Source organism: Falsiroseomonas sp. (assembly GCF_051860665.1).
In the GTDB taxonomy this organism is placed as follows: domain Bacteria; phylum Pseudomonadota; class Alphaproteobacteria; order Acetobacterales; family Acetobacteraceae; genus Falsiroseomonas.
On the sequence record NZ_JBHYDM010000005.1, the window covers coordinates 153,588 to 174,191 of the forward strand.

Consider the following 20,604-nt stretch of genomic DNA (forward strand, 5'->3'; position numbering starts at 1 on the left):
GACGCGACCTATCGGGCCGGGCCTCGCTTCTCCAGGGGCGAGGCCAGACAGGCCGGCCCACGAGAATGAATTCCCGGGCCGGCGCACAAGTCATGTTTTTCGACACCCCGACCAGGGGCTCTTCATCGTCACCGCTGACGTTCCGTGACAATTTCCTACGGTAGCCGGCAGCTTCAGCCGCATCCCGCCCTGGCCAGGCGCCGGGCCGGCAGGCGCCGGCGGTCGAGCAGCGCCGCGAAGGCCGCCAGCAGCACCACCCCCGCGGGCACCATCACCAGTTCCAGCCACCAGGCGCGCGCCGGCTGCAGGACGAAGGTGATGGCGCAGGCCCAGGACAGGAACAGGCCCAGGCAGAAGACATGCAGGCTGTGCTGCCCGATCAGCGCCAGCCACCGGGGCAGCAGGCCATGCATCCAGGCGGCCTCGCGCGGCACCAGCACCGCCACCAGCCAGGCCAGCGCGAGCGCATGGGCGAGGCGCAGCGGACCGAGCGTCGCCTTCTCCGCCCACCGCTCCACCTCCGCCCCGGCCTCCGGCAGCCAGCCGTGATGCCCCGCCTTCACCCAGAGGCCGAGGGCAACCACCGCCAAGGCGGCGGCCAGCAGCGCCGGATGCCTCGGCAGCGGCGGCTGCCCCAGCAGCGCCCGCCGGCCCAGCCAGGCGCCGAGCAGGAACAGCACCTGCCAGGCAAAGGGATCGAAGCCGGACTGCGTGCCGCCGAGGCCGGGCAGCGTGATGCCCGAGACCTGTGTCAGCGCGTAGAGCCCGAGAGGTGCCAGCAGCGCACGATCGCCGATCCGTTCCTGCAGCCAGAGGAAGGGCGCCAGCAGCAGCATGCAGAGCAGGAAGAGCGGCAGGATATCCATGAAGCGCGGCAGGTAGAGCAGCGCCAGCACCGCCGGGATGGCGCGCAGCGGGTCCTCTGCCAGCCAGGACCACCCCATCTGGGACACCAGGCCGGGCAGGTTCAGGCGCATCTGCGCCCAGAAGATCATGGCGGCGAAGAGTACGAAGACCACGAGATGCGTCAGGTAGAGCCGGCGGATGCGGATGGCGAGGTCGCGCAGCGCCGCGCCGAACCCATCCCGCGCCCGTTTCAGCGTGAAGACGGAACCGAGCGCGAGGCCCGAGAGCAGGACGAATTGCTCCGAACTGTCGGACAGGCCCCAGCTGGCATGGATGCCCCAGACGAAGATCGCGCCGAAGGCATGGCTGATGAAGATCGAGACCTGCATCCAGCCGCGCAGGATATCCAGCCGCAGGTCACGCGGCGGGCGCTGCAGCGCGACGCCGGCCATGGCTCAGGCCGCCCGCGGCAGGAAGCGGGCGCGCAACTGGGCGAGCAGGGCAAAGGCCTCGGCGCGATGCGCGAACAGCACGAAGGCCGCCATGAACCAGGTGAAGACCGCTTCCTTGAACAGCTGCCCGCCATCGCCATAGGGATCGATGCCGAGCGGGCTGACGGTGTGGAAGAAGATGGCGCCCGACATGGTGCCGAGCGAGAGCGCCGCGCCGATCATCCGCGTGCGCGGGATCAGCACGAAGACGGCGCAGAAGATCTCCAGGATCGCGACAAAGAGGCGGAAGGGCTTCTCGCCGCCCGGCGTGCCGAGCCAGTCGGAGAGGATGGTGAAGAGATGGACGGAGCCTTCGTTGCCGGTCAGCTTGAACTGCTGGTACCAGGTCAGTTCATAGGCGATCCAGATTGCGGCCGGCCAGGCCAGCAGCTTCAGCACGCGGTCGGTCGTCATGGCGGGCGGCCTTTTGGAAGGATACCGCCAGCTTCGAAACGGCCAGCCGCCTGGTTACGCTCCCATTTCGGCCAGCAGTGCCGCGGAAGGCTCCACCCCCAGGCCGGGCCCGTCCGGCAGGGTGTAGAAGCCGGTCTCGCACTGCATGTGGGTGCGGCCGGTGGGCTGGGTCAGGCGCAGGTTCGGATCGAAGATGCTATGCTGGTATTCGTGCCAGGGCAGGTTCTGCAGCGCGCTGGCGGCCTGCAGGCTGGCGGCCATGAACAGGCCGACGCCGATCGCGGCATGCGGCATGATGGCCACGTGATGCGCCTGGCACAGCGCGCCAATGCGGAGGAACTCCGTGATGCCGGTATGGCCCATCTCGGGCTGGCCGATGGCCATGCAGCGATGCTGCAGGCGGGGCAGCCATTCGAAGACGGTGCGCAGCTCCTCCCCCAGCGCAATCGGCACGCCGACGCCGCGCGCGACCTCCGCGACGCCCATGATATCCTCCGGCGCGCAGGGCGCCTCGGCGAAGGCGAGGCCGTGCGGTTCCAGGCGGCGGATCAGGCGGATGGCCTCCGCCGCGCTGTTCTTCCAGTGCAGGTCGGCCATGATGCTGGCCTTGGGGCCCAGCCCCTCGCGCAGCGCCGCGATCTCCGCCTCCGCGCCATCGTCGGCGACGACCGCGGCGAATTTGAACCCGCTGAAACCGCGCGCCTGCCAGTCGCGGGCAAAATCGACGCGTTCGGGCAGCGTGGCACGCGGCAGGCCGGAGACATAGGCGGGGATGCGGTCGTGGCGCCGGCCGCCCAGCAGGGTGGAGACCGGGACGCCAAGCCGCCGCCCCAGCAGGTCCCAGAGCGCGATGTCCACCGCGGCCAGCGCATCGACAAAAAAGCCGCCGAAGAAGCCGCGCACGCGCATCAGGTCGTAGAGGTCCTCGTGGATCACCGCGGGGGCGGAGGGATCGCGGCCTTCCAGCACCGGCGCCAGCACATCGTCCACGATGGCCCGCACCGCTTCCGGCGCGACGATGCCATAGGTCTCGCCCCAGCCGGTCAGGCCCTGTTCCGTGTCGATGCGCAGCACGATGCTGCGGTCCTGCGTGGGATACAGCGTGCGGTTGCCGGCGCGCACGATATAGCCGGCGCGATTGACGAATTCTCCCTCGCGCAGCGGCCCGAGATAGGGCACCTCGCGCGGGATGCTGACGACGTGAGCCGTGACACGGGCGATGCGGTCGGTGCGGGTCATCGCGGGGGATACATCGTCATCATGGGCGCGGCTGTGGCGATCAGCGCGCCAATTTCCTCCAGGTCGCCGGCATCGAAGCGCGGCCCCGCGGCGCGGGCGCCGACATGCTCCAACAGGCCACGCCGCCGCAGCACTTCCTTCGTCGCGCGCACGCGGAAATTCATCTGGAAGAGCAGCAGCGGCAGCGTCTCGGTATAGATGCGCCGCGCCTGCGCCATGTCGCCGGACTGCCAGGCCTTCCACAGCGCCGCATGCGCATCGGCGAGTTCCAGCGCCGGCATGGTGCCATTGGCGCCGCGGGCGAATTCATCCAGCACGAAGCGCGCGCCGGCGCCGCCCATCACGCCCTCCAGCCGGCCCTGCGCGGCGGCGAGGATTCGCGACACGTGCTGGCCGCAGGGCAGCGTTTCCTCCTTCACGTAGCGGATCGCCGGCACCGCTTCGGCGACGGCGGCGACGGCTTCCGGCGACAGCGCGGCGCCGTTCGGGGCGGGCGCGTTCTGCAGCATGATGACGAGGCCGGGCGCGGCCTCGGCGACGGCGCTGAAGAAGGCGACCTGCTTCGCCACGTCCTGGCCGGCCTGGGGCGGTGCCATGATCATGGCGCAGACGGCACCGACCGCCATGCCTTCGCGGGCGCGCGCCGCGCTCTCGGCGGGATCGGCATGCGAGGCCCCGACGATGAGGGGCAGCCGGCCCGCGAGATGCGCGCCGAGCACCGCCACCATCTGCCCGCGCTCCGCCGCGCTCAGCGTCTCCACCTCGCTCGCCATGCCGGGGAAGACCACGCCATCGACGCGCGCTTCCACCGCAAAATCGATCAGCCGCCGGAAGGCGGGCTCATCGACGGCGTTGTCCGCGGTGAAGGGCGTCGGCAGCACCGGAAACACGCCGGACAGCTTGGTCATGACGGGCAAAAATCCTTAGCCGTGGAAGGGGGGTTCGGGCAGGCCGTGGGGGCCGCCGGTCTCGATGGCGAAGACGGAGCCGGAGAGCGGCGCCTCCGCCAGTTCGGCGGCGGAAAGCCGCACGCGGGCGCTGGTGACGAAGAGGGTGGCGAGGTCCGGGCCGCCGAAGGCGCAGCTGGTGGGCCGTGGCACCGGCAGGTTCACGGCACGGTCCAGCGTACCGTCCGGCCGGTAGCGCGCGACGCGCCAGCCATCCCAGAGCGCGACCCAGACGCCGCCTTCGGCATCGACGGTCAGCCCATCCGGCACGCCCTCCCCTTCCGCGAAGCTGACGAAGGGGCGGCGGTTGGCGAGGGTGCCGCTGGCGAGGTCGAAGTCGAAGACATCGATGCGGCGTCGCCCGCTGTCGGCCAGGTACAGCCGCGAATCATCCGGGCTGAAGCCGATGCCGTTCGCCACATGCAGCCCGGCCTGCATCACCCGCACCTGGCCGGCGGGATCGATGCGGTGCAGCGCGCCGGCATCCGGCGTGGAATCCAGCGCCAGCGAGCCCACCCAGAAGCGTCCCGCACGATCGCATTTGCCATCGTTCAGCCGCAGCGGCGCGCCTTCGGCAATCGGCTCCGCCACCACCCTTCCGAGCCCCGCCGCATCCAGCAGGCGCAGGCCGGAGCGGGCCGCGGCCACCAGCCCGCCATCGCGGCGGGGCGCCAGCGCCGCCACCAGTTCCTCCACCGGGATCACGGCGTCTTCGCCGGTCGTGGGGTCGCTGACATGCACGGCGGGCCCCAGGATATCGACCCAGTGCAGGCGGCCCTCGTGCCAGAGCGGCCCCTCGCCCAGCAGCGCCTCCGCCCGCACGGCGAGCGACACGCCCTCGGAGACGGTTGCGGGGCGCGGGGCGACGGTCAGCGTCATGGCGGATTGCGCGGCATTGCCGGAGATGCGGCGGGCGGCCTCCATCACCTCCCGCCCCAGCGCATGCAGCCGCGCCTCGCCCAGGCGGAAGGCGGGGCCGACGAGGCAGATGGTGCCGAGCGGCCTGGCGCGGCGGTCCAGCACAGCGGCGGCCACGGCATTCACCCCGGCGGCCGCTTCCTCCAGCGACAGCGCATAGCCGCGCGCCGCGACCAGCGCCAATTCGCGCTCCAGCGCCGAAAGATCCGTGATGCTGCGCGGGCCGGGCGCGGCGAGCGGCATCAGGCGTTCCAGCAGCAGGCGGCGTTCCGCGGCGGGCAGTTGCGCCAGCATCGCCTTGCCGCAGGCGCTGGCATGCGGCAGGGCGCGGGCGCCGACGCGGTTCACCAGGCGCACCGCTTCCTGCTCGGCGTCGCGCTGGTCGACATAGAGCACGCCGTCGGCATCGAGCACCGCCAGCCGCGCCGTCTCCCCCGCCAGCCGGGCGAGGCGCTCCAACTCGGGGGCGGCGGTGGCGCGCAGGTCGAACCCGTCCCAGACTCGATGCGCCATTTCGAGAAAGCGGGCACCGAGGGCGTAGGTCTGGGTGGCGGCCTCGTGCCGCAGCAGGCGGGCCTCCACCAGCGCGGCCAGGATGCGATGCGCGGTGGGGCGGGCGAGGCCGGCGCGGTCGGCGATCTCGGCGAAGCGCAGCGGCGCGGGGGCATCGGCCACGAGGCCAAGCAGCGCGATGCCGCGGGTCAGCGCCTGGGTGCCGGGCACCGCGGCGGCTTCCTCCTCGGTCTCAATAGGCCTCTGGCGCGCCATGCTGCTCCTGGATTGACCGGGTTGCCTCGTGTCCATATCGTGGAACCAAGTTCCAAGTCACGCAAGACGCCAATGGAACAGGAGGACGTCCCCCATGCGCCGCCGCCAGCTCGCCGCCCTGAGCCTTGCCGCCCTCACCCCGCCCAGCCTTGCCCGGGCGCAGCCCGCCTGGCCGAGCCGCCCGGTGCGCTTCATCATCCCCTTCCCGCCCGGCGGCGCCGCCGATCTGGTGGGGCGCATGCTGGCGGCGCATTTCCAAACCGCCTTCGGCCAGGGCTTTGTCGTGGAGAACCGCGGCGGCGCCGGCAGCGCCATCGGCGTGGATGCGCTGGCCAAGGCGCCGGCGGATGGCAGCGCGATCGGCATGATCAATATCGCCGCCAACGCCATCCTGCCCGCGGTGCGCAAGGTGCCCCTGCCCTACCGCCCCATCGAGGATTTTTCTCCAATTTCGAACCTTGCCGTGACGCCGGCGCTGCTGCTGGTGAACCCGCGCAAGCTGCCGGATGTGCGCACGGTGGCGGACCTCGTCGCAGCCGCGAAGGCACGGCCGGAGGCGATCAACTTCGGCTCCTCCGGCGTCGGCTCATCGCTGCATCTCGGCATGGAGCTGTTCATGGCCAAGGCGGGCATCCGCATGACGCATGTGCCCTTCGCCGGCGGCGGGCCGCTGCTGCAGGCGCTGCTGGCGGGCACCATCGATGCCTCGCTCGACGTCGCCGCCACGACCACGGAGCTTATCCGCAGCGGCCAGATCCGCGCGCTCGCCACCACGGCGCCCGTTCGCATGCCGATCTATCCGGACCTGCCCGCGCTGAATGAGACCTATCCGGGTGCGGAGCTCGCTTCCTGGCACGGCCTCGCCGCACCGGCCGGCACGCCGGCGCCGATCCTGGCGAGGCTGGCGAGCGAGACCCAGACCTTCCTGCGCAGCCCGGAGACGGCGCAGCGCTACACGCAGCTCTCGCTCGACATGCCGCAGCACACCACGCCGGCTGAATTCAGCGCCTTCATGGGCCGGGAGCTCGCCACCTTCCGCGACCTCGCCCGCGCCCAGAACATCGTGGTGGAGTGACGCGGATGCAGCGTCGCAGCCTGTTGGGCGCCAGCCTGGCGCTGCCCTTTGCAGCGCAGGCGCAGGGCACCTATCCCGACCGCCCCGTGACCCTGGTGGTGGGCTACGGCGCCGGCGGGGCCACGGACATCATTGCCCGAACTTTAGCCGAGCGCATGGCGCCGCTGCTCGGCCAGCCGATGGTGGTGCAGAACCAGCCCGGCGCCGGCGGCACCATCGCCTCCGACCGCGTCGCCAAGGCGGCACCGGACGGCACCACGATCATGCTGATCGCCAATGCCCATGCGGTGGCGCCGGGGCTTTATGCGCGGCTGCCCTACGACACCGCCGGCGATTTCTCCGCCGTCTTCTTCGCCGGCCATTCGGCGAATGCGCTGGTGGTGCCCGCGGGATCCCCGGATCGCGACCTGGCGGCGCTGGTCGCCCGCGGCAAGGCCAGCGCCACGCCGCTGCAGACCGGCAGCGCCGCGCTGGCCGGCTGGCAGCCCGCGCATCAGATCATGAAGGAAGCCTATGGGCTGACGCTGGAACACGTGCCCTATCGCAGCGGCCCGCAGGGCCAGACGGACCTGATCGCGGGCCGTCTCGACTTCATGGTGAGCAATGTGCTGGAGGTGGCGGAGCATGTCCGCGCCGGCCGGCTGCGCGCACTCGCCGTCACCAGCCCGACGCGCAGCCCGATGCTGCCGGAGGTGCCGACCTTTGCCGAGCTCGGCGTGCCCGCGCTGCAATCGGATAGCTGGTTCGGCTTCCTGGCGCCGCGCGCGACGCCGCCCTCGGCGCTCGACCGGCTGCATGGCGCCTTCACGCAGGTGGCGGCGGTGCCGGAGGTGCAGGCGCGGCTCGGCACGCTGGGGCTGATCCCGGCGCCGATGGCGCGGGAGGAATGGGCGCGCTTCTACCTGGCGGAGGTGGAGCGGTGGTCGGCGGTGCCGCGGCGGGCGAATATTCGGATCGAGTGAAGGGCGCCGCCGGCCCCCACCCCGGCCAGCCTTCGGCGTTGCGGCAGTGCCGCAAACCCCCGTTTCACGGGGGAGGGAGAAGGGTCAGCCGAAGTCCATCTCCAGGAAGATCGGCAGGTGGTCGCTGCCCTTGGCGCCCGTGTCGATGCGGGCGGCGCGGAAGGCGGGGACCAGGGCGGGGTGCAGGAAGGCATAGTCGATCCGCGCGCCCTCCTCGCCGGCCCATTCGGCCAGGGTATAGCCGGATTGTTCTTCGTTGCCGGCCAGCACCCAGGAATCCGCGAACTGGCCGCGCACGGCGACGCGGCCGCGGCGGCGGGTGGGGTCGCCGACCAGCATCGGGTATTCGGGGTCGGCCGGGCGCAGGTTGAAGTCGCCGAAGAGGATGCAGTTCTCGGGCGGGGCGGGCTCGGCCCAGCCCTCGGTCCAGTCGGCGTCGCGGCCATTCGCCCAAGCCATGCCGTCGCGCGGGGCGCTGGCCACCATGGCCTTCAGCGCGGCGATCTGCGGCATGCGCGTGCCCGGCGTCAGATGCGAGAGGTGGATGGAATAGACGCGGAGCGGCCCGCTGGGCAGGTCGATCACCGCCTCCACCGCGCAGCGCTGGATATCCTGCTCATCCGCCGGCGGCAGGAAGGGCAGCGGCAGGGTGCGGGTGGAGCGGATCGGGAAGCGCGAGAACACCGCATTGCCGAAGCGCCGCCGCCGGTTCACCAGGCGGCCGCTGTCGTCGCGATAGCTGGCATCCACGTCATAGGTGGCACCGAAGACCATGTAGCGGTCCAGCCTTTCGGCGAACCAGGCGGCCTGGTCCACAAAGCCGCTGCGGGCGAAGCCGGAGGTGACCTCCTGCATCGCGATCACATCGGCCTGCTCGACCTCCCGCGCGATGCGCTCCAGGTCATAGAGCCCGTCCTGGCCCTTGCCGTATTGGATATTGTAGCTGGCGAAGCGGATGGTCACGGCGGCGTCCTCGCGGTCAGGGCGCGCAGAGTGCCGCGCCCCCCGGCGAAGCGTCGAGGGTCGGAACCATGACAGACGCTATTCCGCGATCAGGTCGACCCCCACCGTCAGCTTCTGCCGCCCGCCGCCGAGCAGGATGCCCGTCACCGGGCTGACATCTGAAAAATCGCGCCCCCAGGCCAGCAGCAGATGCTCGTCGGAGACCACCAGGTCATTGGTCGGGTCGAGGTCCACCCAGCCATGAAGCGGCCCCAGCCAGCAGCCGACCCAGGCATGGCTCTGATCCGCCCCCTGGCGCCGCGCCTGCCCGGGCGGCGGCCGGGTGCGGACATAGCCGGAGCAGTAGCGCGCCGGCAGGCCGAGCGCCCGCAGCCCCGCGATCATCAGATGGGCGAAATCCTGGCAGACGCCGGCACGCAGCTCCAGCACGCGGGAGACGGGGGTGGAGATGGTGGTGACGCCCGCCCGGAAGGCGAAGTCACGCCGGATGCGGGCGCAGAGGTCCCGCACCCCGGCCATGATCGGGCGGCCCGGCGGGAAGCTCTCCGCGGCATAGAGCCCGGCCGCGCGTTCCGCCGGCGCGTGATGGCTCGGCAGGGTGAATTCCGCCACCTCCCAGCCTTCCGGGCTGCGCGCCGCCTCCCGCACCGCTTCCCAGGGCAGGGTGTCCCCGGCCGGCGGCGGCGGGGCGAAATCCACCTCCACGCTCGCCTCCAGCGTCACCTCGAAGGCGTCATGCGTGCTGCCGATGAAGAGCCAGGTGACGCCATTGCCGAAATGGTCCCGGCCATCCCGCCGCCGCCCGCCCTGCGGCAGCACCTCGATCGCCGTCCGCCGCACCACCTGCCCCGGCAGTTCCCGCGGCGACAGGTGCAGCAGGTGGGAGGCGAGGTCGACGGACCGGCCGTAGCGATAGGCGGTGCGGTGCGACAGGCTGTAGCGCGTCATCTAATCGGGCGTCCCGCTCTCGGTCTCGCCCAGCGCATGGGTGCGGACATGGCTGACATAGCGCCGCGCCACGGCATCCGAGAGTGCCGCCGTCTCCGTCTCCAGCGCATGCAGGGCGGCCGGCAGCGCGGCCGTCGCCGCGTCCCGGTCCGTGGCCAGCAGCACCGAATCGACCAGCGCCTGCGGCCGCGCGGCCAGCGAAGCGGCGGTGGCCGCCAGCCCATCCTCCGCCCCGCCGATCTCGGCCAGCCGGTCGGAGACGGCGGAAAGCTGGAAGCCCAGCGCGCGCGGATTGCCGGGATCGGCCAGCACCAGGTCCAGCACCGGCGCGGCCTGCACCGCCGCCAGATAGCGGGCGCGATAGGTCAGCGCGCTGTCGCAGATCTCGAGCGCGAGCCGCAGCCCCGCCTCCAGCCGCTGCGGCGGCTGGTCCAGCGCATGCGCCAGGTTGCGCGCCGTGGCGGTGGCGCGTTCGATGCGCCGGCCGAGGTCCAGGAACATCCAGGCACCGCCACGCACCATGTTCTCCGCCGCGATGCCGGAGAGCGTGGCGCAGAAGCGGATGATGGCGGTGGCCGCCTGGGACAGGGCATCGACGCCGCCGGTGCCCAGCAGCAGCCGCGCGCGGCCTTCCTGGATCAGATGCGCGAAGGCGGCCCACATGTCATGCGTCAGCCGGTCGCGCACCGCGACCTGCGGCCGCTCCACCGCCTCCAGCAGCCCGAGCAGCGCGCCGCCCGGCCCGGCGGCGGCGCGGAGCGCGCGCGGCAGGGCGGTGCCATCGGCGGGGCTGGCCGCGGCCTCGGCCTCGATCAGCCCGGCGGCGTGCAGGCAGCGGGCCAGCGCGCGCACCTCCGCGATCTCGCGCGGCAGGGCGGCGCCGCGCAGCAGCCGCGACAGCAGCGCGCGCAGCAGCCGCGCCGCCGCATCCAGCCGCTCCACATAGCGGCCGAGCCAGTAGAGGTCGTCCGCCACGCGGCTCGGCAGGTCGCCGGAGGCGCGGCGGATGGCGAGTGCTGCGGCGCGCGGCGCGGCGGGACCCACGATGTCCTCCGCATCCTCCGCGATCACCCAGACGTCCTTGGCCGCGCCGCGGCGGGCCGGCGGGCCGGCGATGGCGCCGCTGCCTTCCAGAAGATGCGCCAGGCCGCCCGGCATGGCCTGCCAATTGCCCATGGCATCGCGCGCCAGGAACATGCGCAGCACCACAGGCGCAGGCTCCAGCGCCTCCCCCACCAGTTGCGGTGCGGCGGAGGGCGGCATGGGCCGGGTCGCGGCGAACATCCAGGGGGCGGCGCTGCCGGCCTCGGAGAAGACCTCCAGCGCCCCGAGCGGCGCCGCCTCGCCGGGGTCGAAGGCGGAGCGCAGGCGCCAGGCCTCGGGTTCGGCCTGGACAATGGCGTGCGCCGCCGGATCGCCCATCCACAGCGTCTCCAGCCCCGGCAGCAGCAGCTCCTCATGCAGCAAAGCGCGGGCGCAGGCGGGCAGGTAGGGCGCGGCGCCGGGGGCCTCGGCCAGCATGGAGCCGGGCGCATTCACCAGCCGCACGGCGCCGTCGCGCAGCGTCTGCATCAGCCCGGGCACGCCGGTGCCGGCATCGAATTCCAGCGGGTCGGTGGCCTCGCCCTTGATCCGTCGCAGGATGACATCGACGCGCTTCAGCCCGCGCAGCGTCTTCAGCATCACCTGGCCGTCGCGCACCGTCAGGTCGCCGGTCTCCACCAGTTCCAGGCCGAGCTCGCGCGACAGGAAAAGATGCTCCAGCCAGGTCTCCTGCTTCGCGCCGGGCGTCAGCAAGGCGAGGCGCGGATTGTCGACGCCGGAGGGGGCGAGGGCCTGCAGCGCGTCGATCCAGGTATCGAAGAAGGGCCGCAGCGCGCGCACCTGCACGGCCCGGAAGGCCTCCGGCAGGGCGCGGGCCAGCAGGTTGCGGTTCTCGGCCGCGAAGCCCACGCCATTGGCGCCGCCGGCGCGATCCGCCAGCACCCGCCACTGCCCATCCGGCCCGCGCAGCAGATCGGCGCCGTAGAAGGTCAGGCGCGGAAAGGGCACGGCGGCGGGGGCGCGGCAGGGGCGCAGGAAATGCGGATTGCCGAAGACCAGCGTGGCCGGCAGCACGCCCTCCGCCAGCAGGCTCTGCGGGCCATAGAGGTCGTCCAGCATGGCCGAGAGCAGCCGCGCGCGCTGCGCCAGCCCGGCCTCCAGCCGCGCGAATTCGGCGGCCGAGAGCATCAGCGGCACCGGGTCGCAGCGCCAGGGGCGGCGGGTGCGGCCGGGCGAATCGGCCAGCACCGTCGCCACGCCCTCCTCCTCGAAGGCGCGATCGAGGCGGCGGCCGCGTTCGGCGACCGCCGGGTAGCCGAGCGAGGAGAAGGCGCCGAGCAGTCCGCGCCAGTGCGGCCGCACCTGGCCGCGGCCGTCCACCATCTCATCCAGTTGCGGCGGGGCCTGGCCCCCTTGGGCCGCGGCTTGGGCCGGCAGGGGGTCGGCCAGTTGGGCGTCGGTCAGGTGTGGCGCCTCAGATCCAGGGTACGGGGGGTGGCGCGGGACTGTAGCACGCGCGGCGCCGGCATGGCGCCCGGCGTATGGCCGAAGGCGAAGAACAGCGCGCGGCGGCGGGCCTCGGCCTCGTTCGCATTGACCGGGAAGGTCTGGTAGTTGCGGCCGCCCGGATGCGCAACGTGGTGCTGGCAGCCGCCGAGGCTGCGGCCGGTCCAGCTATCCCAGATATCGAAGGTCAGCGGCGCCTGGGCGCGCACCGTGGGATGCAGGGCGCTGGGCGGGTCCCAGGCCTTGAAGCGGATGCCGGCGACGTATTCGCCCTCCGTCCCCGTGGGCGTCAGCGGCACGGCGGCGCCGTTGCAGGCGAGGGTGAAGCGTTCCTCCACCCAGCCGGTGACGCGCGCCTGCAGCCGTTCCACGCTGCTGTCGACATACCGCGTGGTGCCGCCGGAGGTGGTTTCCTCGCCCAGCACATGCCAGGGCTCCAGCGCATTGCGCAGTTCCAGCTCCATGCCGCGGACGGCGATATGGCCGACCTTCGGGAAGCGGAACTCGAAATGCGGCTCGAACCAATCGGCCTCCACCGGGAAGCCGAGGGCGCGGACCTCCTCGATCACTTCCGCAAAATCCTGGCGGGCGTGGTGGTGCAGCATGAAGTCGTCATGCAGCCGCGTGCCCCATTTGATCAGGCGGCGCTCATAGGGGCGTTCCCAGAAGCCGGCGACCAGGCTGCGCAGCAGGAGCTGCTGGGCGAGCGACATGCGCCAATGCGGCTGCATCTCGAAGCCGCGGAACTCCACCAGGCCGAGGCGCCCCCCTGCCCGGCCCGGATCATACATCTTGTCGATGCAGAACTCGGTCCGGTGGGTATTGCCGGTCATGTCGACCAGCAGGTTCCGGAAGATGCGGTCGACCAGCCAGGGCGAGACCTGCGTGCCGGGGGGAGGCACCTCGGCGAGCGCCGTCTCCAGCTCATGCACCGCATCGCTGCGCGCCTCGTCGACGCGGGGATGCTGGCTGGTCGGGCCGATGAACAAGCCGCTGAACAGATACGAAAGCGAGGGATGGTTGTGCCAGAAGCCGACCAGCGACTTCAGCAGGTCCGGCCGGCGCAGGAAGGGGCTGTCCGCCGGCGTCGCCGCGCCCATCACCATGTGGTTGCCGCCGCCGGTGCCGACATGGCGGCCATCCAGCATGAACTTTTCCGCGGCCAGGCCGATCTGGCGCGCTTCCTCGTAGAGCGTCTCGGTGCGCGCGGCGAGGTCCGGCCAGCTGGCGGAGGGGTGGACGTTCACCTCGATCACGCCCGGATCGGGGGTGATGGAGAAGCTGGGCAGGCGCGGGTCGTGCGGCGGCGGGTAGCCTTCCAGGAAGATTTTGCGCTGGGCCTCGCGCGCGGTCGCCTCGATGGCGGCAACCAGGTCCAGCCAGTCCTGGGCCAGGGCCAGCGGCGGCAGGAAGATGTGGAGCAGGCCGTTGCGCGGCTCGACGCAGAGCGCGGTGCGGACCACGCCCGGCTCCTCCTTCCCCGGCTCCGGCACCGGCTGCTCGACGATGCGGGCGCGCGCAGGGCCCTCGCGATGCGGCGCCAAAGGTTCGCGACGGGCGAAGGGGTCGGGCTCCGGCTCGGCCTCGATGGACTCCGCCGCGGCCCAGGGCAGGCTGTCCAGCGGCAGCCGAAAGCCCATGGGGCTGTCGCCGGGGATCAGGAAGAGCTCGCCCTCCCGGAACGACCACTTTCCTGACTCCCAGGCACGGTCGGCGCCCACGCCCGCGCGGCGGAGCGGCAGCACGCTGCCGACCTCGGCGGCCAGTCCCTGGCCAAAGAGGCGGGCGAGGCGCGCGCGTTCCAGCGGGTCCTTCAGCTTCGCATCCTCGGCCACGACATTGGCCGGCAGGCGCTGCTCCTTCCACAGGTAGTAGTGCACATCCTCCCGCGCCGGCATCCGCAGCGCGGGATCGAGGCCCAGGCGCGTGGCGAGCGACGCAGCGAAGGCCGCGGCGTCCTGCGGCGTGGCGTCATCCGTATCGTCGTCGCTGGCGAGCAGCGCGGGGTCGGTCCAGACCGGCTCGCCATCGGCGCGCCAGTGGCAATGCAGGCCCCAGCGCGGCAGCGGCTCGCCCGGATACCACTTGCCCTGCGCATAACTCAGCGCCGCACCCGGCGCCCAGAGCGGCTGCAGCCGGCGCAGCAGCCGGCCGGCCAGCTTGCGCTTGGTCGGGCCCAGCGCATCGGTGTTCCACTCGGCGGCGTCGCGATCGCCCTCCGCCACGAAGGTGGGCTCGCCGCCCACCGTCAGGCGCACGTCGCGCTGCGCCAGCACCTCGTCCACCTGCGTGCCGAGCGCCATGATCCGCGCCCAGTCCGCCTCCGCATAGGGCTTGGTCACGCGCGGCGATTGCGCGACGCGGCGGACTTTCATGTGGAAGCCGAATTCGGTCTCCGCCTTGTCCACGCCACCGGTGATGGCGGCCGCGGAGGCCGGCTCCGGTGTCGCGGCCAGCGGGATATGGCCCTCGCCGGCCAGCAGGCCGGAGGTGACATCGAGGCCGATCCAGCCGGCGCCGGGCACATAGACCTCGCACCAGGCATGCAGGTCGGTGAAGTCGACCGAGGTGCCGACCGGGCCGGTGACGGATTTCACATCCGGCACCAGCTGGATCAGGTAGCCGGAGACGAAGCGCGCGGCGAAGCCGAGGTGGCGCAGGATCTGCACCAGCAGCCACCCCGAGTCGCGGCAGGACCCCTTGCGGTTGGCCAGCACTTCCTCCGGCGTCCAGACGCCGGGCTCCATGCGCACGATATAGTCGATCTCGGTGGAGAGCTTCTGGTTGAGGTCGACCAGGTAGTTGACGGTGCTCGGCGCCTCGCGCGGGATGCCCTTGAGATAGGCGTCGAGCAGCGGGCCGGGGGCGCTCACGCGGCGGAAGGGCGCCAGTTCCTGCGCCAGGACGGGGTCGTAGGTGAAGGGGAAGCTCTCCGCCTCCGGCTCCACGAAGAAGTCGAAGGGGTTGATGGTGGCCATGTCGGCCAGCAGGTCCACCGTGACGACGAATTCCCGGACGCGCTCCGGGAAGACCACGCGGGCGATGAAATTGCCCTGCGGGTCCTGCACCCAGTTCAGGAAATGCGGCTTGGGCGAGATATCCAGCGAATAGGACAGGATCGGCGTGCGGCAATGCGGCGCCGGGCGCAGGCGGATGAGCTGCGGCGACATGCCGACCAGCCTGTCATAGCGGTAGCTGGTGCGATGGGTGAGCGCGGCGTGGATGCTCATGGGGTGGGGTCTGTCCCGGCCGGATTTTCACCTTTCGCTATCCCATTGGAATGGTGACCGCCGCAAGGCCGCCCATGCGCGCCGGGCGCCGCCTGGGTGGACAGGATGGGGCCGGGCGCTCCACCCTGCCGCCGCAATGGCCTTTGGGGGAACGGGAATGGCTCAAAAATATGCACTGGTGACGGGCGCCGGCTCCGGCGTCGGCCGCGCCGCCTCGATCGCGCTGGCGGCGGAAGGCTGGACCGTGGCCCTGCTCGGCCGCCGCAAGGACGCGCTGGAGGAGACCGCCGGCCTGTGCCAGGGCGGCGGCACCCTGGTGGTTCCGGCCGATGTCACCGACCCCGCCCAGATCGACGCCGCCTTCGCCACATTGGCAAAAGAGTTCGGCCGGCTGGACCTGCTGTTCAACAATGCCGGCAACAACGTGCCCGGCACGCCCTTCGAGGAGCTGACGGCGGAACAGTGGTTCAAGGTGGTGAACGTCAACCTTAACGGCGTGTTCCTGGTGGCGCATGCGGCCTTCCGCATGATGGCGAAGCAGGACCCGATGGGCGGGCGCATCATCAACAACGGCTCGATCAGCGCCCATGCGCCGCGGCCGGGCAGCGCGCCCTATACGGCGACCAAGCACGCCGTCACCGGCCTCACCAAGTCCATGAACCTCGACGGCCGACGCTTCGATATCGCGGTCGGGCAGATCGATATCGGCAATGCCGCGACCCCGATGGCGGAGCGCATGGCCAAGGGCGTGCCGCAGGCCGACTGGTCCATCAAGGCGGAGCCGCTGATGAAGGTGGACCATGTCGGCCGCGCCGTCGCGCAGATGGCCGCCTGGCCGCTGGAGACCAATGTGCTGACCATGACCATCATGGCCAGCAAGATGCCCTTCGTCGGTCGTGGATGAGGAGCCGGATCTCATGAACAAGCTCGACCTGCAGGGCCGCGTCGCCGTCGTCACCGGCGGCGCGCGCGGCATCGGCCTGGCCGTGGCGCGGCGCATGATCCAGTCCGGCGCCGCCGTCTCGATCTGGGATGCGGACCCCGCCAAGGCGGAGGAAAGCCGCGCCGCGCTGGCCGCCGATGGCAGTGTCTCCGCCCAGGTGCTGGACCTGGCGGATGAGCTCGCGGTGGCCGAGGCGACGGCGAAGACGCTGGCGACCCACGGCAAGGTGGATATCCTGGTCAACAATGCCGGCATCACCGGCGGCAATATGCCGGTGGCGGAAATCCCGCCCGCGCAGTGGCGCCGCGTGGTGGAGGTGAACCTGACCGCGCCCTTCCTGGTCAGCCAGGCGCTGGTGCCGCACCTGGTCGCCAATGGCTGGGGGCGCGTGGTGAATGTCGCCTCCGTCGCCGGCAAGGAGGGCAACCCGAATGCCGCGCACTATTCCGCCAGCAAGGCCGGGCTGATCGGCCTGACCAAGTCGCTGGCGAAGGAGCTGGCGACGAAGAACGTCCTCGTGAACTGCGTGACGCCCGCGGCGGCCAAGACCGATATTTTCAACCAGATGACGGAGGCCCATATCGCCTTCATGCTGTCCAAGATTCCCATGGGGCGCTTCGTCGAGGTGGAGGAGATCGCCGGCATGATCTGCTGGCTGGCCTCGCCCGACTGCTCCTTCTCCACCGGCGCGATCTTCGACATCTCCGGCGGGCGCGCCACCTATTGAGGGCGCTGCTGGCGGATATCGGCGGCACCAATGCCCGCTTCGCGCTGCTGCAGGACGGGCGCATCGGCGCGCCCGTCATCCTGCCGGTGGCGGGTTTTCCCACCGCCGAGGCGGCGATGGAGGAGGCTTTGCGGCGCCTTGCGCCGCCCCAGCCACCGGACCGCGCCGTGCTGGCGCTGGCCGGGCCCGTGCTGGCGGAGCCGGTGCGGCTGACCAATGCGCCCTGGTCGCTGCAAAGCGCCGCCATTGCGCAAAGATTCGGCATGCAGCGCGTGTGGCTGGTGAACGATTTTCTGGCACTCGCCCATTCGCTGCCGCATCTGGCGGAGGGCGATCTGCACCGGATCGGCGGCGGCACGGCGGTGGCCACCGCCCCCATGCTGGTGGTCGGGCCCGGCACGGGGCTCGGCGCGGCGGGGCTGGTGCCGACCGGGGGCGACCCGGTCGCGGTTCCGACGGAGGGCGGGCATATCGGCCTGGCGGCGGAGACGGCGCGGGAGGATGCGGTGATCGCAGCCCTTCGCGCCCGCTGCGGCCGCGCCGGGGCAGAGGAAGCGCTTTCGGGCCGCGGCCTGGTGAACCTGCATGCCATCGCGGCCGAGCTGCAGGGCGTGGCCGCGCCGCAGCGCGATGCCGCAGCCATCGTCGCCGCCGCCGGCACCTGCCCGGTGGCGGATGAGGCGCTGGCGCATTTCCTGGCCTTCCTGGCCGGCTATGCGGGGGACATGGCGCTGGCCTGGGGGGCGCGTGGCGGCGTCTTCATCGCCGGCGGCATCCTGCCGCGCCTGCTGCCGCGGCTGGATGCCGTGCGCTTCCGCGCCCAGTTCGAGGCCAAGCCGCCGATGCGGCACTGGATGGCGGATGTTCCGCTGGCGGCGGTGACGCATCCGGCGCCGGCCTTCGTGGGTCTCGCCGCCCTGGCGCGGCAGGCCGCCGGTTGAAGCCTGGCGGCGGCGGCGGCCGCCTGCCTCGCAAGCTTGTATTTCATTTGGCACCCCATACAAATTGCTGCAAAGCAGCGCGAGGCCGCGCTGCGCGCCTGCGCCCGTCGCCCCGAGGAGCCACACGCCCATGGACACGCCGAACCCGCCGCGCCTGGACCACCCTGCCCCCGGCGCGCCGGCGGAGGATGCCGCGGCGCTGCGCGCGACGATCCTGCACAAGCTGACCTACGACCTGGGGAAAAGCCGCCTCGGCGCGCGCGACCGCGACTGGTTCATCGCCACGGCGCTGGCGGTGCGGGACCGCATCGTCGATCGCTGGATCGACCTGACGCGGGCCACCTACCAGTCCGGCGCGAAGCAGGTCTATTACCTGAGCCTGGAATTCCTGATCGGCCGGCTGCTGCGCGACAATGTCTGCAACCTGGGCCTGGTCGGCGCGATCCGGGAGGCGCTGGAGCCGCTCGGCGTGGATCCGGAAAAGCTGCGCATCGCCGAACCCGATGCGGCACTGGGCAATGGCGGCCTGGGGCGCCTTGCCGCCTGCTTCATGGAAAGCATGGCCAGCCTCGGCATTCCCGCCTTCGGCTATGGCATCCGCTACGATCACGGGCTGTTCCGCCAGATCATCCGCGACGGCTGGCAGCATGAATTCCCTGAGGACTGGCTGAACTTCGGCAATCCCTGGGAATTCGCACGTCCCGAAATCTCCCACACCATCGGCTTCGGCGGGGTGGTGGAGGCGGTCACCGTCTCCGAGGCCCGGGTGAAGCATGTCTGGAAGCCGGGCGAGACGGTGCAGGCCGTGGCCTATGACACGCCGATCGTCGGCTGGCGCGGCGCGCATGTGAACACGCTGCGCCTGTGGTCGGCGCGCGCGACGGATGCGCTGAAGCTCGAGGCCTTCAACTCCGGCGACCATGTCGGCGCGTTGAGCGAGAAGGTGCGCGCGGAGAGCATCTCGAAGCTGCTCTACCCCTCGGATGAAAGTCCGGCGGGGCAGGAATTGCGGCTGCGGCAGGAATACTTCTTCTCCTCCGCCGCGCTGCAGGACCTGGTGCGGCGGCACATGCGCGTCTACGGCGACATCTGGTCGCTGCCCGATCGCGTCGCGATCCAGCTGAACGATACGCATCCGGCCATCGTCGTGGCGGAACTTTTGCGCATCCTGGTCGATCTGCATGACATCGCATGGGACGAGGCCTGGGACATCACGCGCCGCACGATCAGCTACACCAACCACACGCTGCTGCCCGAGGCGCTGGAAAGCTGGCCCGTTCCCCTGATGGAGCGGCTCCTGCCGCGCCACATGCAGCTGATCTACCTGATCAACGCCTTCCACCTGGATGAGGTGCGGGGCCGCAATCCGGATGATGGGCGGCTGCTCTCCTCCGTCTCGCTGATCGAGGAAGGGCATGGCCGGCGCGTGCGCATGGGCCATCTGGCGGTGGTCGGCTCGCACAAGGTCAATGGCGTCTCGGCCTTGCATTCGGACCTGCTGAAGCAGACCGTCTTCGCCGACTTCCACCATCTTTTCCCGGGGCGGCTGACCAACAAGACCAATGGCATCACCTTCCGCCGCTGGCTGCAGCAGTGCAATCCGGGCCTGACAGGCCTGCTGGTGGAGGCCTGCGGCGCGGAGGTGCTGGACAATCCCGAGGCGCTGGAACGGCTGCGCCCCTTGGCGACCGACAGCGGCTTCCAGCAAAAGTTCGCCGCCGTGAAGCGCGCCAACAAGCAGGCGCTGGCGGCGCTGGTGCGCGACCAGTACCAGCTGAAGCTGGACCCCGACGCGCTGTTCGACGTGCAGATCAAGCGCATCCACGAATACAAGCGCCAGCTGCTGAACGTCATCGAGGCGGTCGCGTTGTATGACGAGATCCGCAGCCAGCCGACCAAGAACTGGACGCCGCGGGTCAAGATCTTCGCCGGCAAGGCGGCCAGCAGCTACCACCGGGCGAAGCTCATCATCAAGCTGGCGCATGACGTGGCGCGCGTGGTGAACAGCGACCCCACCGTGCGCAATCTGCTGAAGGTGGTGTTCCTGCCGAACTACAACGTGTCGCTCGCCGAGATCATCGTCCCCGCCGCCGATCTGTCCGAGCAGATCAGCACCGCGGGGATGGAGGCATCGGGCACCGGCAACATGAAGCTGGCGCTGAACGGCGCGCTCACCATCGGCACGCTCGACGGCGCCAATGTGGAGATCAAGGAACATGTCGGCGACGAGAATATCTTCATCTTCGGCCTGACCACCGAGGAGGTGGCCAAGCACCGCGCCGCCGGCATCCAGGGCGCGGCCGCCATCGCGCGTTCCCGCCGGTTGAAGGAGGCGCTGGAGCAGATCGAGGCCGGCGTCTTCTCGCCGGACGATCCCACCCGCTACCGCGACCTGGTCGCCTCGCTGCGCGCCTCCGACTACTTCCTGGTGACCGCGGATTTCGACAGCTACTTCGATGCGCAGCGCCGCGTCGACGAACGCTGGCGCAATCCCGCCGCCTGGTGGCAATCCGCCGTGCTGAACACGGCGAATATGGGCTGGTTCTCCTCCGACCGCACGATCGCGGAATATGCGGAGGAGATCTGGAACGTGCCGATCAAACGAAGCCCCGACAACCGATGAAGGTGAAGCGCCCATGATG

15 protein-coding genes are annotated in these 20,604 nt (G+C 71.1%); 6 read left to right on the forward strand and 9 right to left on the reverse strand.

The annotated features are described in order from the left end of the window. Window positions 1-173: 173 nt before the first annotated feature. Genes opgC through ACTIF1_RS07460 form a run of 5 tightly spaced genes read right to left on the reverse strand, consistent with a single transcriptional unit; the run spans window position 174 to window position 5,623 of the window. On the reverse strand, window positions 174-1,298 hold the full coding sequence (opgC, locus tag ACTIF1_RS07440; RefSeq protein ID WP_439595758.1) for an OpgC domain-containing protein: 1,125 nt from the start codon (window positions 1,296-1,298) through the stop codon (window positions 174-176). Window positions 1,299-1,301: 3 nt separating this feature from the next. Next, the gene (locus ACTIF1_RS07445) at window positions 1,302-1,751 is read right to left on the reverse strand and encodes a hypothetical protein (protein WP_439595759.1); all 450 of its coding nucleotides are present in this window, start codon (window positions 1,749-1,751) and stop codon (window positions 1,302-1,304) included. 54 nt (window positions 1,752-1,805) lie between these two features. Beyond that, entirely contained in the window at window positions 1,806-2,990 is a 1,185-nt protein-coding gene (locus ACTIF1_RS07450; RefSeq protein WP_439595760.1) for a mandelate racemase/muconate lactonizing enzyme family protein, read from the reverse strand. Next, window positions 2,987-3,898 (reverse strand): dihydrodipicolinate synthase family protein, encoded by a 912-nt coding sequence (locus tag ACTIF1_RS07455; RefSeq protein ID WP_439595761.1) that lies wholly within the window; start codon window positions 3,896-3,898, stop codon window positions 2,987-2,989. Before ACTIF1_RS07455 ends, ACTIF1_RS07450 begins: the two co-directional genes overlap by 4 nt. 15 nt (window positions 3,899-3,913) lie before the next feature. Beyond that, on the reverse strand, window positions 3,914-5,623 hold the full coding sequence (locus ACTIF1_RS07460) for an SMP-30/gluconolactonase/LRE family protein (protein ID WP_439595762.1): 1,710 nt from the start codon (window positions 5,621-5,623) through the stop codon (window positions 3,914-3,916). Window positions 5,624-5,717: 94 nt separating this feature from the next. Between ACTIF1_RS07460 and ACTIF1_RS07465 the strand changes: the two genes are divergently transcribed. Both ACTIF1_RS07465 and ACTIF1_RS07470 read left to right on the forward strand, forming a co-directional pair. Further along, window positions 5,718-6,698, forward strand: coding sequence for a Bug family tripartite tricarboxylate transporter substrate binding protein (locus tag ACTIF1_RS07465; RefSeq protein ID WP_439595763.1), 981 nt, complete (start codon window positions 5,718-5,720; stop codon window positions 6,696-6,698). Between the two features lie 5 nt (window positions 6,699-6,703). Next, window positions 6,704-7,660 carry a Bug family tripartite tricarboxylate transporter substrate binding protein gene (locus ACTIF1_RS07470; protein ID WP_439595764.1) on the forward strand — a complete coding sequence of 319 codons (957 nt, stop codon included), beginning with the start codon at window positions 6,704-6,706 and terminating at the stop codon, window positions 7,658-7,660. A gap of 84 nt (window positions 7,661-7,744) precedes the next feature. Here ACTIF1_RS07470 and ACTIF1_RS07475 read toward each other — a convergent pair whose 3' ends face one another. The 4 genes from ACTIF1_RS07475 to ACTIF1_RS07490 all read right to left on the reverse strand — a co-directional run bounded on the left by ACTIF1_RS07475 (window position 7,745) and on the right by ACTIF1_RS07490 (window position 15,351). After that, on the reverse strand, window positions 7,745-8,623 hold the full coding sequence (locus ACTIF1_RS07475) for an endonuclease/exonuclease/phosphatase family protein (protein WP_439595765.1): 879 nt from the start codon (window positions 8,621-8,623) through the stop codon (window positions 7,745-7,747). A gap of 78 nt (window positions 8,624-8,701) precedes the next feature. Further along, the gene (locus tag ACTIF1_RS07480) at window positions 8,702-9,571 is read right to left on the reverse strand and encodes a transglutaminase family protein (protein WP_439595766.1); all 870 of its coding nucleotides are present in this window, start codon (window positions 9,569-9,571) and stop codon (window positions 8,702-8,704) included. Then, window positions 9,572-11,998, reverse strand: coding sequence for a circularly permuted type 2 ATP-grasp protein (locus ACTIF1_RS07485; protein WP_439595767.1), 2,427 nt, complete (start codon window positions 11,996-11,998; stop codon window positions 9,572-9,574). A gap of 77 nt (window positions 11,999-12,075) precedes the next feature. After that, window positions 12,076-15,351 (reverse strand): DUF2126 domain-containing protein, encoded by a 3,276-nt coding sequence (locus ACTIF1_RS07490; protein ID WP_439595768.1) that lies wholly within the window; start codon window positions 15,349-15,351, stop codon window positions 12,076-12,078. A gap of 157 nt (window positions 15,352-15,508) precedes the next feature. Between ACTIF1_RS07490 and ACTIF1_RS07495 the strand changes: the two genes are divergently transcribed. From ACTIF1_RS07495 to ACTIF1_RS07510, 4 genes are all read left to right on the forward strand, one after another. Next, complete coding sequence (locus ACTIF1_RS07495; protein ID WP_439595769.1) at window positions 15,509-16,255, forward strand: SDR family oxidoreductase; 747 nt, start codon at window positions 15,509-15,511, stop codon at window positions 16,253-16,255. Window positions 16,256-16,268: 13 nt separating this feature from the next. Continuing rightward, a complete protein-coding gene (locus tag ACTIF1_RS07500; RefSeq protein ID WP_439595770.1) occupies window positions 16,269-17,021 on the forward strand; it encodes an SDR family NAD(P)-dependent oxidoreductase in 753 nt (250 codons plus the stop codon). Continuing rightward, window positions 17,018-17,962, forward strand: coding sequence for a glucokinase (locus tag ACTIF1_RS07505; protein WP_439595771.1), 945 nt, complete (start codon window positions 17,018-17,020; stop codon window positions 17,960-17,962). The genes ACTIF1_RS07500 and ACTIF1_RS07505 overlap by 4 nt, the downstream gene beginning before the upstream one ends. 130 nt (window positions 17,963-18,092) lie before the next feature. Further along, entirely contained in the window at window positions 18,093-20,585 is a 2,493-nt protein-coding gene (locus ACTIF1_RS07510) for a glycogen/starch/alpha-glucan phosphorylase (RefSeq protein ID WP_439595772.1), read from the forward strand. Window positions 20,586-20,604: the final 19 nt, after the last annotated feature.

What these genes read in the sequence shown, in the direction of transcription:
- opgC (WP_439595758.1), bottom strand. Translation starts at nt 1,298, where the DNA reads ATGGCCGGCGTCGCGCTGCAGCGCCCGCCGCGTGACCTGCGGCTGGAT.
- ACTIF1_RS07455 (WP_439595761.1), bottom strand. Translation starts at nt 3,898, where the DNA reads ATGACCAAGCTGTCCGGCGTGTTTCCGGTGCTGCCGACGCCCTTCACC.
- ACTIF1_RS07500 (WP_439595770.1), top strand. Translation starts at nt 16,269, where the DNA reads ATGAACAAGCTCGACCTGCAGGGCCGCGTCGCCGTCGTCACCGGCGGC.
- ACTIF1_RS07465 (WP_439595763.1), top strand. Translation starts at nt 5,718, where the DNA reads ATGCGCCGCCGCCAGCTCGCCGCCCTGAGCCTTGCCGCCCTCACCCCG.
- ACTIF1_RS07470 (WP_439595764.1), top strand. Translation starts at nt 6,704, where the DNA reads ATGCAGCGTCGCAGCCTGTTGGGCGCCAGCCTGGCGCTGCCCTTTGCA.
- ACTIF1_RS07510 (WP_439595772.1), top strand. Translation starts at nt 18,093, where the DNA reads ATGGACACGCCGAACCCGCCGCGCCTGGACCACCCTGCCCCCGGCGCG.
- ACTIF1_RS07480 (WP_439595766.1), bottom strand. Translation starts at nt 9,571, where the DNA reads ATGACGCGCTACAGCCTGTCGCACCGCACCGCCTATCGCTACGGCCGG.
- ACTIF1_RS07460 (WP_439595762.1), bottom strand. Translation starts at nt 5,623, where the DNA reads ATGGCGCGCCAGAGGCCTATTGAGACCGAGGAGGAAGCCGCCGCGGTG.
- ACTIF1_RS07495 (WP_439595769.1), top strand. Translation starts at nt 15,509, where the DNA reads ATGGCTCAAAAATATGCACTGGTGACGGGCGCCGGCTCCGGCGTCGGC.
- ACTIF1_RS07485 (WP_439595767.1), bottom strand. Translation starts at nt 11,998, where the DNA reads ATGGTGGACGGCCGCGGCCAGGTGCGGCCGCACTGGCGCGGACTGCTC.
- ACTIF1_RS07445 (WP_439595759.1), bottom strand. Translation starts at nt 1,751, where the DNA reads ATGACGACCGACCGCGTGCTGAAGCTGCTGGCCTGGCCGGCCGCAATC.
- ACTIF1_RS07450 (WP_439595760.1), bottom strand. Translation starts at nt 2,990, where the DNA reads ATGACCCGCACCGACCGCATCGCCCGTGTCACGGCTCACGTCGTCAGC.
- ACTIF1_RS07490 (WP_439595768.1), bottom strand. Translation starts at nt 15,351, where the DNA reads ATGAGCATCCACGCCGCGCTCACCCATCGCACCAGCTACCGCTATGAC.